The organism is Bacillus sp. J33, from assembly GCF_000518885.1.
GTDB lineage: Bacteria > Bacillota > Bacilli > Bacillales > Cytobacillaceae > Cytobacillus.
Window position 1 is genome coordinate 46,428 of the sequence record NZ_JAEL01000007.1, and the last position, 14,671, is coordinate 61,098.

At 40.8% G+C, this 14,671-nt stretch carries 13 protein-coding genes; 3 read left to right on the forward strand and 10 right to left on the reverse strand.

All coding sequences use genetic code 11. From position 1 onward, the window contains the following. Positions 1–8: 8 nt before the first annotated feature. The 6 genes from L634_RS0103210 to L634_RS0103235 form a co-directional block, all read right to left on the reverse strand. Entirely contained in the window at positions 9–1,469 is a 1,461-nt protein-coding gene (locus L634_RS0103210) for an FAD-linked oxidase C-terminal domain-containing protein (protein ID WP_026581205.1), read from the reverse strand. Beyond that, positions 1,466–2,824 carry a (Fe-S)-binding protein gene (locus L634_RS0103215; RefSeq protein WP_026581206.1) on the reverse strand — a complete coding sequence of 453 codons (1,359 nt, stop codon included), beginning with the start codon at positions 2,822–2,824 and terminating at the stop codon, positions 1,466–1,468. The genes L634_RS0103210 and L634_RS0103215 overlap by 4 nt, the downstream gene beginning before the upstream one ends. Beyond that, complete coding sequence (locus L634_RS0103220; RefSeq protein WP_026581207.1) at positions 2,825–4,150, reverse strand: FAD-binding oxidoreductase; 1,326 nt, start codon at positions 4,148–4,150, stop codon at positions 2,825–2,827. It lies immediately after the preceding gene. Positions 4,151–4,213: 63 nt separating this feature from the next. Next, positions 4,214–4,906 carry a FadR/GntR family transcriptional regulator gene (locus L634_RS0103225; RefSeq protein ID WP_034261857.1) on the reverse strand — a complete coding sequence of 231 codons (693 nt, stop codon included), beginning with the start codon at positions 4,904–4,906 and terminating at the stop codon, positions 4,214–4,216. 239 nt (positions 4,907–5,145) lie between these two features. After that, complete coding sequence (locus tag L634_RS0103230; protein WP_026581209.1) at positions 5,146–6,441, reverse strand: C40 family peptidase; 1,296 nt, start codon at positions 6,439–6,441, stop codon at positions 5,146–5,148. A 375-nt stretch (positions 6,442–6,816) separates the two neighbouring features. Further along, the gene (locus tag L634_RS0103235; protein ID WP_026581210.1) at positions 6,817–7,176 is read right to left on the reverse strand and encodes a DUF2294 domain-containing protein; all 360 of its coding nucleotides are present in this window, start codon (positions 7,174–7,176) and stop codon (positions 6,817–6,819) included. Positions 7,177–7,426: 250 nt separating this feature from the next. On the opposite strand from L634_RS0103235, the gene fdhD reads away from it, so the two are divergent. The 3 genes from fdhD (at position 7,427) to L634_RS0103255 (ending at position 9,387) form a co-directional block, all read left to right on the forward strand. Beyond that, on the forward strand, positions 7,427–8,230 hold the full coding sequence (gene fdhD, locus L634_RS0103240; RefSeq protein ID WP_026581211.1) for a formate dehydrogenase accessory sulfurtransferase FdhD: 804 nt from the start codon (positions 7,427–7,429) through the stop codon (positions 8,228–8,230). Between the two features lie 273 nt (positions 8,231–8,503). Further along, a complete protein-coding gene (locus tag L634_RS0103250; protein WP_026581212.1) occupies positions 8,504–8,929 on the forward strand; it encodes a CBS domain-containing protein in 426 nt (141 codons plus the stop codon). Positions 8,930–9,054: 125 nt separating this feature from the next. Beyond that, on the forward strand, positions 9,055–9,387 hold the full coding sequence (locus L634_RS0103255; protein WP_051428188.1) for a hypothetical protein: 333 nt from the start codon (positions 9,055–9,057) through the stop codon (positions 9,385–9,387). 175 nt (positions 9,388–9,562) lie between these two features. Here the strand turns inward: L634_RS0103255 and L634_RS0103260 are convergent, their stop codons facing one another. The 4 genes from L634_RS0103260 to fdhF all read right to left on the reverse strand — a co-directional run bounded on the left by L634_RS0103260 (position 9,563) and on the right by fdhF (position 14,574). After that, entirely contained in the window at positions 9,563–9,883 is a 321-nt protein-coding gene (locus L634_RS0103260) for a hypothetical protein (protein ID WP_026581214.1), read from the reverse strand. A 13-nt stretch (positions 9,884–9,896) separates the two neighbouring features. Beyond that, the gene (locus tag L634_RS0103265; RefSeq protein WP_026581215.1) at positions 9,897–10,802 is read right to left on the reverse strand and encodes an HD-GYP domain-containing protein; all 906 of its coding nucleotides are present in this window, start codon (positions 10,800–10,802) and stop codon (positions 9,897–9,899) included. Positions 10,803–11,042: 240 nt separating this feature from the next. Beyond that, entirely contained in the window at positions 11,043–11,609 is a 567-nt protein-coding gene (locus L634_RS0103270) for a DUF1641 domain-containing protein (RefSeq protein WP_026581216.1), read from the reverse strand. Beyond that, positions 11,602–14,574, reverse strand: coding sequence for a formate dehydrogenase subunit alpha (fdhF, locus tag L634_RS0103275; RefSeq protein ID WP_034261860.1), 2,973 nt, complete (start codon positions 14,572–14,574; stop codon positions 11,602–11,604). Before fdhF ends, L634_RS0103270 begins: the two co-directional genes overlap by 8 nt. Positions 14,575–14,671 lie beyond the last annotated feature (97 nt).

Below are 14,671 nucleotides of genomic sequence, written 5' to 3' on the forward strand. Positions count from 1 at the left end.
TTATTTAGTTAAGAAATAGCCTGGGCTTTCATTTCTTTCTTTATTTCTGCACAGCGTCCCGGTGACGGGAATAGCTTCCCTGCATTGAGCAGATTAAGAGGATTAAAGACTTCACGGATCTCCGTCTGGGCAGCAATCTCTTCTTCGGTGAAAACAAACCGCATCTCTTCACGCTTTTCGATACCGACACCATGTTCACCAGTAATCGTGCCTCCTACATCTGCACATACCTTTAGGCATTGGCTTCCAGCTTCAAGCGCTTTTTCCGATTCCCCCGGGATTCTTGCATCAAACAGCACAAGCGGATGAAGATTTCCATCACCGGCATGAAAAATGTTGGCAATCCTTAACCCGGATTCATCACTAATCTGGTTGATCCTGCTGAGTACTTCCGGAAGCTTGCTTCGAGGGATTACCCCATCCTGGACCAGATAATCCGGTGAGATTGCCCCCATAGCGCCAAAGCCTGTTTTTCGATTTGCCCACCATCTTGCCCTTTCCTCTTCATTCTTTGCTGCACGGACTTCCCGGACATTCCGCTTTTTGCAAACCTCAAGGATTTGATCTATTTGTTCTTCAATACCTGCTGAAATCCCATCCACTTCTATAAGCAGGACAGCTTCTATATCTTTTGGATGTCCTACAGGGAAAGCAGCTGCCTCTACCCCTTCAATAGCTGTCTTATCCATCATCTCAAGCGCTGCTGGTACTATGCCGGCAGAAATAATATCTGATACTGCCTGGCTTCCATCCTCGACATGGTCAAAGTAAGCGAGCACCGTCTGTTTTCCTTCAGGATTTTTTAGGATGCGCACCGTTATTTTTGTCACAATGCCCAGTGTGCCTTCAGAGCCTGTAATCAATCCCAGTAAGTCATAGCCAGGCGCATCCGGAATTCCATCTTTCCCGATTTCGATGATCTCGCCATTTGGCATCACCACTTCAAGACCAAGAATATGGTTGGTGGTTACTCCATATTTCAAACAGTGTGCACCGCCTGCGTTTTCTGCGACGTTTCCGCCAATTGTACAGCAGTATTGGCTGGATGGGTCTGGAGCATAGTAATAGCCTTTATCTGAAATGGAATTTGTAAGTTTCAGGTTAACAAACCCAGGCTCCACAACAGCGCGGCGGTTTTCAAGATCAACACTAATCAGCTTTTTCATCCGCACCAAGCTGATAATAATTTCGCCATTAAGAGGGATGGCCCCGCCGCTTAGCCCTGTTCCGGCTCCCCTTGCAAGGAAGGGTAGCTCATTATCTGAACAGTATTTGACAACTTGTGCTACCTCCTGTGTGTTCTTCGGAAAAACAACTGCTTTAGGCAAATGTTTATGAATGGTAAAACCGTCACAATCATATGCCACCAAATCTTCTTTTAGATAAAGAATGGATCTGGCTCCTCCGACAATTTCCGCCAAATTTAAGATGTGCTTATCCTTCGATTTGATACGATCCTTTCCCCTCACTCTTCTCCCTCCTTTAAGCGATCTTCCTTTTGGTAAGCCCAGTCAAGCAGCTGGACGGTATGGACGATTTTCTGGTTTCTGCCGTATTTTTGCACCCCCATTGCCATTTGCAGCATACAGCCCGGGTTCCCCATAGAGATCATTTCTACATCATCCGGCACATTTTCCATTTTGCTTTCTAGGACGGCATCAGCCATTTCTGGATTCGTGATGTTATAAATTCCGGCGCTTCCGCAGCAGCGGTCCGAGTTTGGCATATGAACCATGTCTACTCCCGGGATATCTAATAATATGTTGCGCGGCTGCTGGCGGATTCCCTGGCCATGGGCTAAATGACAGGCATCATGATAAGTTATTCTTGTGTTCATTTTTGCCTTTGGCTTTTCATAGCCTGTATCATGGAGATACTTTGAAATATCCTCTACTTTTTCTGAAAACTCCTCTGCTTTTGCATGCATTTCCGGATCTTCTCTGAATAGTTCAGCATATTCCTTCATCATGCACCCGCACCCGGCTGCATTAACGATTACTTTATCAAAGTCTTTAAACGCTTCCATATTCTGCTTTGCCAATTTTCTGCCCATTTCCCGATCGCCGGCATGAACATGAAGGGCTCCGCAGCAGGTTTGATTTTGGGGGATGACAACATCATTTCCATTCCTGGTAAGTACATTGATGGTTGATTCATTAATATCACTGAACATGACATCCATTACACAGCCCGTTAGCATAGCAACTTCCTGCTTTGTTTCTCCTTTTGCTTTAATTACCTTTACATCTTTGTACTTCTTTTTGACTGGCTCCTTTACTTCCGGCATAATGGATTCCATATCTACAAGATGCCTTGGCATAACATTGATCAGTCTCGTCTTTCGAACCGCATTTTGCACACCGCTTTTTTGATAGAACCTCAGAAGGCTTCCAAGCATATTCAGGCGATTTTGATGTGGAAAAAGATCATGAAGGAAAAACTTGCTGATTGCTCCTTTGACACCGGTCAATGGCATTGCCTGGCGAATCTGCCCACGTGCTTCTTCTATCAAACCGCCAACATCGACATCAGCAGGACAGGCAGTTGTACAGGCACGGCAATCCAAACATTGAAATACGGGATCCATAAATTGCTCGTTCACTTGAAGCTTGCCTTCAGCTACTGATTTAATCAGGTGGACTCGCCCCCTCGGAGAATGCTGCTCCTGCCCTGTTTGCTCATAAGTCGGGCATGACTCCAGGCACATTCCACAATGGACACAGTCAGCCCACTTCTTTTCATCCGGCGGATCGCTCCATAGATAGTTGCCCAATCCTGACGTACATGGCGGATCTTGTTTTACATCGAGTTCCTGGACACTCACTTAAATCCCTCCTACAAACCTGTTTGGGTTCAATGTTTTATTTGGATCAACCTTTTCTTTAATTCCTTGAAGAAGAAAGAAGTACGCTGGCTTCTCTCCCCAGACGCTTATTTCTTTTCGCAATTCAAATGGCAGGTGCTTAGCTATGGCATAACCTCCAGACTTTTGGGCAATCTGCCTCACATTGGCAGCTGCAGCGGCAACATCACTCGCAGCCCCCCTTATCGTTGTCTGGCTCAATCCATGCCCAAGACCTCCATGTGATTCTATTGAAACATTGTAAAGGTCTCTGAGCAGTTCCAATTCTTTTATTACATTAAGCGCATTTAGATTTAATGTCCCAATTTTAAAAGAAGCTTCTGTCTCCGCCGGCAATTCTTTAACAGTTCCATTAGGAGCATGATGGTAAAAGCGGGACCAGAATAAATCTGCTTCTTCCTTCGAATTTATTTTCAAGACTGCATCTCCGGGGAGAATGTTTTTTATAAAATCTTCTTGATAGCGAACAGAGCTTTCAACATCTTCAAAGCTGATAGCAAGCGTATAGGAGCTAGTGCCTCCAAGCTTATCTGATAGTTTAGGATTTAATAATTCCAAAGTCACCGGTTCAATCATCGAATCCAGCACTTTCACTGCAAATGCCCTTATTTCCTCCAGATTTCCCTGGGGAAACGAGATAATAGCCAAACTTTCACATTTAGGCAGCGGCCTAAGTTTTAGTGTGATTTCAGAAACAGCTCCAAGTGTACCCATCGATCCAATAAATAGCTTATTCATATCGTAGCCAGCAACATTTTTTACAACTCTGCCCCCAGATCTGATGATTTTTCCATCTGGATAAACAGTCCTTAAACCAATAACAGCATCACGCGCTGATCCATAACCCAATCTTTTGGGTCCGCTTTCATTTGCAGCAACTACACCGCCAATTGTGGCCATTTCAGGCCAAAATGGATCCAGAGAAACCTTCTGATTATGTTTTGCAAGATAATCCTGGAGTTCTTTAAACGCAGTTCCGGCTTTTACTGTTAATGTCATATCACCAGGCGTATGTTCCACGATACCTGTATATTTTTCAAGTGACAGCAAAATATCTGCTCTTTCATTTAAACCGCCAAACCCACGCTTTGTTCCTCCACCCATTATGTTTACAGTTAAACCGCTTGTATTAGCATAATTTAGCACAGCTGTAATATCTTCTTCTGTTTTCGGATAAACGATTACGTCTCCAGAGTTTCCAAAAGGGTGTGACACTTTTTCATTTGGCAACACTTGCTCTTCTTTCAGATAATCTTTAAGTACGTTCATCGATTCTGCTGCAATCAAAACAAACACCATCCTTGTTTCGTAATAACAAACGATGTTTCTTCAGAATGTCAAAAAAATATTTTATTGCTCCTGAAGGATACTCATTTGTAAAAGCTGTTCAACTAATTTCAAATGATTAATCATATTTTTATGTGCCTGCTCTGGCTGCTGATTTTTAATAGCTAGATAGATTTCCATATGCTGCTGTTCAATCTTTTTTGCCATTTCCGACTGTGTCTGTAGGTAATGGTGAAAATCTATCATGGATTTTTTCATGGTTTCAGAAATAAACTGGACAAATTGGATGAGGATATCATTGCCTGCAGCATGGGCAATCGCCATGTGAAACTGGTAATCCTCCTTCCAGCCATGTATAGCGGAATCGGAAATCAAATTGTTCATTTTGGCAAGATCGTCTTTCGAACGATTTCTCGCTGCCATTTCAGCAAGTCCTGTTTCCACCATTTTTCTGGCCTGGAATAATTCCTCGATGTCTTTGATGCCGGGCAGCAAATGGCGGCTGTTAAATAGCTTCGACGAATCAAACCTGCAAATATAAGTTCCTTCACCTTGCTTTATTTGAACGATTCCTTTCCCCTGTAAGGATGTGAGAGCATCCCTAACGGCAGATCGTCCAACCCCGAACAATTCACATAACTCTCTGACAGATGGAAGTTTTTCTCCAGGCTGAAAGGAGCCTTTTTCGATCATCTCTTCGATTTGCTCAGCAACCAATTCTGAAATTTTTCGATTAGAAATCTTTTTTACATCCAAATTCCTGCCTCCTTTCATTTCAGACATCACATATCTGATAAGTTATTTGTTAGTTATTATTAAAGCATGGACTAACACATTAATCAACAAATTTTTAGAATTTAATTAAAATTATAACTATTACACATATGGCCGATGGTTTGGCTGCATTTTTTATAGCGGATACATTCATTTATATTTTTCCAAAACAAAAAAAACCTGATTATCACTCGAAAAATGATGTTCAGGTTTTCTATTATTTATTCTATTATTCTTACAACACGGCCACTAAAAACGGATTTCCAATAGCCGCTTGACATATTGGCAATCGCGACACCTGTTGAGCTTTGTGAACCGATAAATTTACCTCCGCCAAGATAGATGCCAACATGGCCATCCTTTTTATATGTATCAAAGAAAACAAGGTCTCCCGGTTTCATTTCGCTTGCCGAAACCTGGCGCCCCGCATATTTTAAAGAGTCCGTGCTCGCGCCTACCTTAATTCCCGCTTGAGCAAATGACCAATGCACAAATCCAGAACAATCAAATCTTCCATTTGCAATATCATATGCATTTCTCCCTCCGCCGAACACGTAAACGGAATTGCCAATATATTTATTTCCGGCAGTAGTAACGATACTAACGGCATTGCTTCCATTTAAACTTTGTTTTGGTGTACTTTGTTTTGGTGCAGAATTGGTGGAGCTGCTTGGCTTAGCCTTGCTTGCAGTTGCCTGAGTATTAGTTGTGACTGCCCCTCCAGATGATGACGCCGAAGTAGAAGCGACAGTTTGGGCGGCGATGCTCTGTTCAATATCAGCAATCATATTCGCGTAATTGATATCTTCCTTTTGAAGCTTTGCCTTCTTTTCAGCAATAGTGTTTTCCTTTTCTTTCAGCTGCTGAATAAGCAGGCTGTTTTGCTGTTTTTGCTCTTCCATATTGGCCTGCATGCCCTTTAGCTCAGTCATCATGACAGTCATTTTGGCTAACTCCGCTTCAACTGCAGCCTTTTTATCTTCCAGGGCTTTTTTATCCTGTTCTTGCTCTGCTAATAACTGTTTGTCTGCCTGAACGAATGTGGTAACAGCTCCTACACGGTCAACAAAATCGCTGAAGCTTGATGCTCCAAGCAGGACATCAATATATGCAACTGTTCCTCCACTTTCCTGGAATGACTGAGCACGCTGCTTTAAGATTGTGCTTCTTTTTTCAATACGTTCTTCAATTATAGCCATTTCCGCTTTTAATTGATCTACTTCGGCTTGCGTGCTTGCTATATTTGCTTGAGTCTCTTCTATTAATTTATTATTATCTTCAATTGCTTTTTCTACTCTTTGAATTTTAACATTTAATTCGGCAATTTCTTTTAATACTTTAACAAGCTCCTGATCTGCCTTGGCAAGGCTCTCTTGCAGTTCAGATCGCTGCTGCTGTATTTCACTTTTTTGATTATATAATTTATTAATAGATTCAGCGTTAGCACCTGGGATAGAAAAAGCACTTCCAAGTCCTAGGATGATAGTCGTATTTAAAACGAGCAGCTTTTTTTTCAAAGTTTTTCCCTGCTTTCTTATATGTATATCGGCCGAATTCCAGCCTTCATTTAAAATTCGCATCTTATGTACTATGTATAAAGATTTTAGGCAATTGCAAAAATTTTAATAGTAAATTTGTCTTTCCATGGAGAATTATACCACGCTAATTTGACAAGCTTGTAATATTAATGTTACAAAATTATTTCATTCATGACATTAAACCCCTTTTTTCGCCATCCCCTTATGACAATTTTCCTGTTTTTTCACCATGAAAAAGACAGAGATCTGGATTTGTCGAAAATCAAGATCTCTGTCTTTTATTTTGAGCAATATATTATTATAGTAGAAACCCGATAAAAACTGCAGCAGTTCCTTTTGTTCCTTTTTCTTCCGCTACCCCATAAATTTGCTTTGGATATCCTGGTCAAAAACGAAGACTGACATCCCAAAATCACGTTCAATATCAATGTCAACAAACAGGTCAATAAGCTTCGCCTGCAAAAATTCTTCCATTTCAGCCGGGCGATTTTTCTTATACATTTCTTTAACCATTTCTGTTCGGGCCGCTCGGAGCATTTGCTTTCCTTCATCTGCACTGGCTATAAACTTTTCAACAGGGGAAAGATTCCCTTCCATCTCACATATAGCCCAGTTTTTACAGAAGGTTGTTCTAACCTTGCTTGGTCCTTTACCCATATGCTTTTTCCTGAAAGACCGCACTAAATTACTAAACTCAGCCTCATACTTATTCATCTATCCAACCTCAAATACCCATTTATTGTCCATATTCATAAAATCTAAGCTTCGCTGTAATAAGTTAAGCAATAATCGACATAATTGTCAAACAAAAAAGCCGGAGTCAGGCATCTATGCCAGCTTGCCCAATGGTATTGGTAACTACCTCTATCTCTTCCTTTTTCACTATGCCAATAATAATTTCTTGCCTTAGTGAAAATATGTGCTAATATTTTTGTTAGTTAATCAGAAATAAGGAGGCGGCTTTATGGACAGCCAAATCAGCCACAGCAGGAAAATTGTTAAATTTCTCGATGGATCTTTGCAGGAAACGCATGATGTGATTGTTTCAGAACATCCATTAACCATTCATCTGAATGGTGAGGAGTTCGCGACAATGGTTTGCAGCCCGGCAAATATCAAGGAGCTGACAATTGGCTTCCTGGCTTCCGAGGGTTTTATCCGTAAAATAGACGAAGTTAAAAATATTCAAATAGACGAAAGCAAAGGATTCGCATACGTTGATTTACACACAAAGACCGCTACAGCAAGCCATGAATTCCATTCTAAAAGATTTATAGGATCATGCTGCGGAAAAAGCAGGCAATTTTATTTTCATAATGATGCCCGTACAGCTAAAACTTCAACTTCAAAAATAACTTTAACACATAAGCAGTGTATATCATTTATGAAACAGCTCCAGGATTGCAGTCTAACTTTCCAGGAAACAGGCGGAGTACATAATGCCGCATTGTTTTCAGCTGATGAATTCATTGTTAGCCGGACTGATATTGGCCGCCACAATGCATTAGATAAAATATTCGGATACTGTCTTGAAAACCGCATTCCAGTCAGGGATAAAGTCATTGCCTTTAGCGGCAGAATTTCCTCGGAGGTCTTATTAAAGGCAGCTAAGATCGGAGTTGGCATCATCCTATCAAAATCTGCACCTACCAATCTTGCAATTAAACTAGCTGATGATTTGAATATTACTGCAGTAGGTTTCATTCGCGGCAACAGCTTCAATATTTATTCACATCCGGAGAGAATTGTCTCCGAACAGCAAGCCTAACTTCCTCCTAATCAAACAGTATATATGCATGATAAAGGAAGAATCCGATTTGGATTCTTCCTTTTTATTGGCTCTGTTAAACTTGCCTGTTGATTTCCGCTCCAATCAACAGGGTGCTAAAAATCAACAATCAGCTTTAACACAGGCTTTTATTTTAAATTATGATTAGCCAATATCAAAAACTGGTTATTTTCCACATCATGTTTTACACCTGCTACTGCAGGGAAACCCATTAATGTAAAAATAACTTTTAATGATTAAGGAGGCGGATCTATGAAAATAACTGAAATGATGACAACAGAAGTAGAAAGCTGTTCACCAAACGCAACTCTTATGGAAGTAGCAGCCAAAATGAAGGAGCTGGATGTCGGGGTAATGCCCATCACGCAAGACGAAGAGTTAGTCGGTCTGGCAACTGATCGTGACCTGGTGCTGAATGGCCTCGCTGAAAAATTGCCTTTGGACGCCCCGGTGTCTCAGGTAATGACCGGTGATCCGGATAGGGGAACTGTATCCATGACCCCTGAGGAAGCTTCCGATATTATGGCCGATGTTCAAATTCGCCGTCTGCCTATTGTTGATAACGGAAAGTTAGTGGGTATTGTATCTTTAGGTGACCTGGCTGTCCACAATCGTACAGAATCCGATGCAGGAGAAGCTCTTGAAGAAATCTCCTATCCTTCAGAGCCAAATAAATAATGGTAAAAGGAATGAATCTCTAAATTGGGGATTCATTCCTTTTTTATTTCAAATGAAACCTTCATTCTACAACTCACCTTTTTGCATATAGGTGAATATCCTGATTATGCAAAGGAGGAATGCTTATGTATAATTTTAACGCACATGGCAATTTGCCCGTTCCTTGGAACCGTGAAGAGCAAGATTATAGGGATGCAAAGAGTCAATGCCAAAAATACATGAATTATCATGTTATCGCTCAAATGAAAGACGGGTCTCAGGTGGAAGGCATCATTGAGGATATGGATGATGAAGGCGTAACAATGATGGTGCCTGAGGAAGTGGAAGCAGATGATTCAAGAATTTATGGCGGATACGGTGGATATGGAAGAAGAAGATTCCGCAGATACAGAAGACGCCGTTTCCCATTCTTTGTTTTTGCATTTCCATTCATTTTACCGTTTCCTTTTTATTATTAGTAATTAAATACCCAAGGTGCATTTGTGTGCACTTTGGGTTTTTACGTTTTTACTCTTGGAACATAATCTAAGTCAAAAACATCTTTTTTTATTAACATGGCTATTATTCAAATTGTTCGTAAATTAAATAAATGAAAAAGCAAGTTAAAGCTTTTTGCCTTAACTTGCTTTAAATTTAGAACATTGGATGTGGAGGATCAATTCCGAGAACAGGTTTTCCATCAAGTGTTAGCCAAATGTAATAATGGTCAATTTCAGTTTTAAGGAGTTTTTCAAACTTAGTAATTAAGTTTTCCTGCATCTCAAATGATAATTTTGCAGTTTCTTCTCCTAATTCATATTTTTGTAACCCCATCAAATCTGCAATATATCTTGCTTCTTCATAAGAAACTTCTACATACTTATCATATTCAGATAAATATGCAGCTTCTGTTGGTTTTACATTTAATACAAGTATTAACATAAAGCTTAATAGAATAAAGACTAACTTTTTCATATTATGTTCCCCCTTAAATATTTATTAATTTATTTTTTATCTTTAAAAAAGTATCTATAATAAAAGGGTTATACATAGTACCACGACACCTAATTAATTCCTCTATAGCCTCTTCAAATGATCTTCCCTTTTGATAAATTCGATCTGTAGTCATTGCGTCAAAAGAATCTACTACAGTAATAATTGAAGCTTCAATCGATATATCTTCACCTTTCAACCCTTTTGGATATCCTTTACCATCGTATCTCTCATGATGTTGCTCTACTACCTTCCCAGCTTCTATTAAACTAGGGAGTCCAGTCTCTTCTAATATTTCTCTCCCATAAGTAGCATGTTTTTTCATAATCTCCCATTCTTCCATAGTCAGCTTTCCAGGTTTTTGCAGGATTTCTAATGGCACCTTCACCTTTCCTATATCATGAAGAAACGAAGCGAGGTTTAATCTCAAAATCTGCTTAGAATCTAGACCAAGAACTTCCCCCATAATCATGGACATTCTAGTAATCCTATTGCAATGATCACCCGTGTAACCATCTTTCTCTTCAATTGAGACAACTAAGTCCCTAAGTTCATTTGTTACTCTGCTGTAATAATGAAAAACAGGGTGGGAGGTTACATACAAAAATTCTGTTGTTCCAGTAGATTTAAATATGTGATACTCATTAACAGGCCATCTATGAAATGAATCCCCTGGCTTTAATATCTTCTCTCCTGTAGAATCTTTTAAAAGCAATTCCCCAGAAAGCAAGTGAAGATATTCTAAAGCTTCTCCACCTTCTAAAGGCTCCAATCCCCACCTGGTTCCAGGATCCAGCTTATGATAAATTACCTCGGTTCCGTCCCCGGAAGCAATTAAGGAAATTTGTAATCCCTTCATGTGGACTGTTTCAATGAAACTATCTTCATTTATAATGCCCACCAAATTACCCTCTTTCTAAATCTTTCTCTTTGATGCTGAGAATATATAATTCTTGTATGCAAGAAGTTAAAGCTTGATAAATTATTTTACCTATATTGACATTCTAGTACATGATTTTCCATATTTCCACAAAAATTTTACTAGTTCCTTGATTTTCATGTTAATATTACCAATTGATGTATCAAAAAAATCAAAAAGACGATAAAAACCCAGAGGCCTGATTAACCTCTGGGTTCCATCCTACTCTCTTTTATTAGGCGGAACACCACGTTCATAGTGTTCCTTTTTATGAAGGTTCTGGTCTTCAGGAAGCTGTGTTGTCCTTTCCATTCCGCTGGTTTCTTCTCCCATTCCTTTTAGAAAGGTAATCAGCAATGTGACCGCTCTGTTCACTTCTGGATCTTTTAATGCCCTTACTAAATCAAAATAGCTTGTTCTTTCGTCCGTTTCTTTATTTTCCGCCACTCGGGCTATACCGGAATTTACTTTTAGAAGCATTGGCTCCAGCTGCTGTACATTAATTGTGCCGAGGGTGCCAACCATAAGAAGCAAGTTTTTAATAGTGTTGGTTGCTTCTGGTTTATCTATGGCTTTTACCAGCACATTCAACACTTTGTCTCCCTGGCCAAATAAACCATTTAATAAGGACAGTACCCCTCTATCATGCATATGGCTGACTACATTAAGCAGTTCAAGAATGGCTTCCTTATTGTCAATAAGGGCATTCTCCACTTCCTCAAGATCCTTTTTGCGTTTGTCCTCCGGACTTAATTCAAAACGCTTAATGTTATTAATCGCTTTAGCCATGCTTCTTCCACTCCTTTTTCTTCACCATATCGCCTGGGAAAATATAATCCTTTCGTACCCACTTTTTCTGAACGTTAACACCCATTTGCGGCTGCGGATTCCCAAATCGGTGATTTATTTTTGGGAGTGGGTTAATCCCTTCTTCCCTCAGGATTTCAAGTTTTGCCTTTGTTTCTTTATATGCTGGTGTATCTGTATCCTTATCGGCATAGCTGCTGGTTAGAAGGTTAATGGCCGCTTCGCCTTTGTCATTCATCGGAAGATAAACTTCCTTGCCTTTAACCCTGTCTGTTATATGGCACTTAACTTTTACATTGCCGTATGGAGAAGTTAACCGGACAAGCGTACCATCTTTGAGGCCCCGTTCAGCAGCGAGCTCTGGCGAAACTTCCAGGAAGACTTCAGGTGTTTTTGAACTGATCCCCTTTGATTTATAAGTCATGTTGCCTTCATGGAAATGCTCCAGAAGACGTCCATTATTGACATGGATATCGTATTCCGCCGGGAACTCAAGTGCAGGAGTCCAATCAACAGGATAAAGCCTTGCTTTCCCATCCGGGAATGGGAAGCCTTCTGTATACAATAAAGGACTGTCTGTACCATCTTCTTCCACTGGCCACTGGAGGCTCTTGTAGCCTTCCAGCCTCTCATAAGTTACTCCTGAGTAAATTGGCATCAGCATAGCCGCCTCAGCCATAATTTCGCTTGGATGAGTGTATGTCCAGCCAGCACCAAGGCGGTTGGCAATTTCAGATATGATCTGCCAGTCTGGCTTAGACTCGCCAAGCGGCTCAAATGCCTGGTATAATCGCTGAATCCTTCTCTCCGTATTTGTAAAGGTCCCATCTTTTTCAAGACTTGGGCTTGCCGGCAGCACAACATCCGCAAACTCGGCTGTACGGGATAGGAAAATGTCCTGCACTACAAAGAAATCCAGTTTTTCAAAAGCTGCCTGAACATAGTTGATATTGGAATCTACTAGTCCCATGTCCTCACCTTTAAGATACATTGCTTTCAATTTGCCTTCATGGATGCCTTCCACCATTTCGTGGTTATTCATTCCCACCTTCTCCGGAAGCTTTACTCCCCATGCTTTTTCAAACTTCTCTCTCACTTCAGGATTTGTAACCTTTTGATATCCGGGCAGGTTATCCGGGCTGCTGCCGAAATCACTGGCACCTTGGACATTGTTATGGCCTCTTAAAGGATACGCGCCTGCTCCAGGCTTGGCATAATTTCCAGTTACTAGAAGAAGATTGGAAATAGCCGTACTCGTATCGCTACCGCCAAGGTGCTGGGTAACTCCCATAGCCCATAGGGCACATACAGAGTTAGCCTCATGAATCATTTCTGCAATTTTAACTAAGTTATCCTTTGAAATGCCCGTCGTTTTTTCAGCATATTCCATCGTAAATTTCTCAAGATTTTTGACATATACGTCAAACCCGTTCACTTTTTCGCTTATAAACTTTTCGTCTGCCCAACCTCGGTCAATAATATATTTTGTTACAGCCGACAGCCATACCATATCAGTACCTGCACGCGGACGTACAAATAGATCTGAACGCTCAGCCATTTCATGCTCTCTTAAATCTGCAACAATGACTTTTTGGCCATTTAGCTTCTGAGAGCGCTTTACCCTGGTGGATAATACGGGATGCGACTCAGAAGTATTCGATCCAATAATAAGCACTAAATCAGCGTTTTTAATATCTTCAATGGAACCTGCGTCACCCCCATATCCAACGGTACGGAATAACCCTACAGTCGCTGGCGTCTGGCAATATCTCGAACAGTTATCGACATTGTTTGTCCCAATAACTGCCCTACCCAGTTTCTGCATTAAATAGGATTCCTCATTTGTACATTTTGAAGATGTAATAAAGCTAAGGGCATCTGGACCATGGTTCTGTTTAATTTCAGTAAACTTCCTTGCGATCAGATCCAGGGCTTCCTCCCATTCTGCCTCCCGGAATGAATTACCATCCCTGATTAACGGCTTTGTCAAACGTTCCTCATTATTAACGAAATCCCAGCCGAATTTACCCTTCACACAAGTGGAGATTCCATTCGCAGGAGCTTCTGCCTGAGGCTCTACCTTCAGAATTTCACGCCCTTTTGTCCACACATCAAAGCTGCAGCCAACACCACAGTATGTGCAAACAGTCTTCGTCTTTTTTATTTTTTCCTCGCGCATAGCTGCTTCCATATCGGAAATGGCAAGGATAGAACCGTAGCCGGTTTCGACATTTTTAGTGATTTCAATCATAGGGCGGAGCGTAGTTTTGGCAATGCCTGTTAAAAATCCTGCTTCCCCTTCCATACCTTTTTCCATCATGGCATTGCACGGACAAACAGTAGAGCAATGCCCGCAGGATACACAAGAAGATTCATTAATCGGCACATCATTATCCCAGATTACTCTTGGGCGCTCCCTTTCCCAGTCGATTGTCAGTGTTTCTGTGACCTGGACATCCTGGCAAGCTTCAACACATCTGCCGCACAGTATGCACTGGTCAGGATCATACCTATAAAACGGGTGCGAGTCATCCTTTTCATAAGGCTTTTGGTCGAATGGGATGCTTTGATGGTTGATCTTCATCGCTTTAACGGTGTTATGTACTTCGCATCCCCCATTATTATAATCACAGACTGTACAATACAGTTCATGGTTATAGAGGATTTTGTCCATGGCAATCGTCTGTGCTTGTTTTACATCAGGGTCAACTGTATCAATAACATCCCCCTCTTTAATTTCCGCAGAACAGGAGCGCACCAGCTCACCATTAACAGAAACAATGCAAGCATCACATGTTTCGATTGCACCAAGACTGGGATGGTAGCATACCTGAGGGATTTCTATCGAACTATCATTTAACAATTGCAGTACGGTTTGATCCGGATTTGCCTTCATTTCAACTCCATTTATTTTTATATTCAGAGGATCTGGCAACTCAATCAACATCCCTTCTATAATTAATTTTCATAAGTTTTCACTACCCATGTATAAAAAAGTTAAACGTTTAGTAAAGGATATTGTCCAATAGGGATATGCATTCTCA

Bases quoted from the DNA above. Each gene is read 5' to 3' on its own strand.
- L634_RS0103235 (WP_026581210.1), bottom strand. From the start codon at position 7,176: ATGAATAAGTATGAGGCTGAGTTTAGTAATTTAGTGCGGTCTTTCAGG.
- fdhD (WP_026581211.1), top strand. From the start codon at position 7,427: ATGGACAGCCAAATCAGCCACAGCAGGAAAATTGTTAAATTTCTCGAT.
- L634_RS0103260 (WP_026581214.1), bottom strand. From the start codon at position 9,883: ATGAAAAAGTTAGTCTTTATTCTATTAAGCTTTATGTTAATACTTGTA.
- L634_RS0103250 (WP_026581212.1), top strand. From the start codon at position 8,504: ATGAAAATAACTGAAATGATGACAACAGAAGTAGAAAGCTGTTCACCA.
- L634_RS0103255 (WP_051428188.1), top strand. From the start codon at position 9,055: ATGTATAATTTTAACGCACATGGCAATTTGCCCGTTCCTTGGAACCGT.
- L634_RS0103270 (WP_026581216.1), bottom strand. From the start codon at position 11,609: ATGGCTAAAGCGATTAATAACATTAAGCGTTTTGAATTAAGTCCGGAG.
- fdhF (WP_034261860.1), bottom strand. From the start codon at position 14,574: ATGTTGATTGAGTTGCCAGATCCTCTGAATATAAAAATAAATGGAGTT.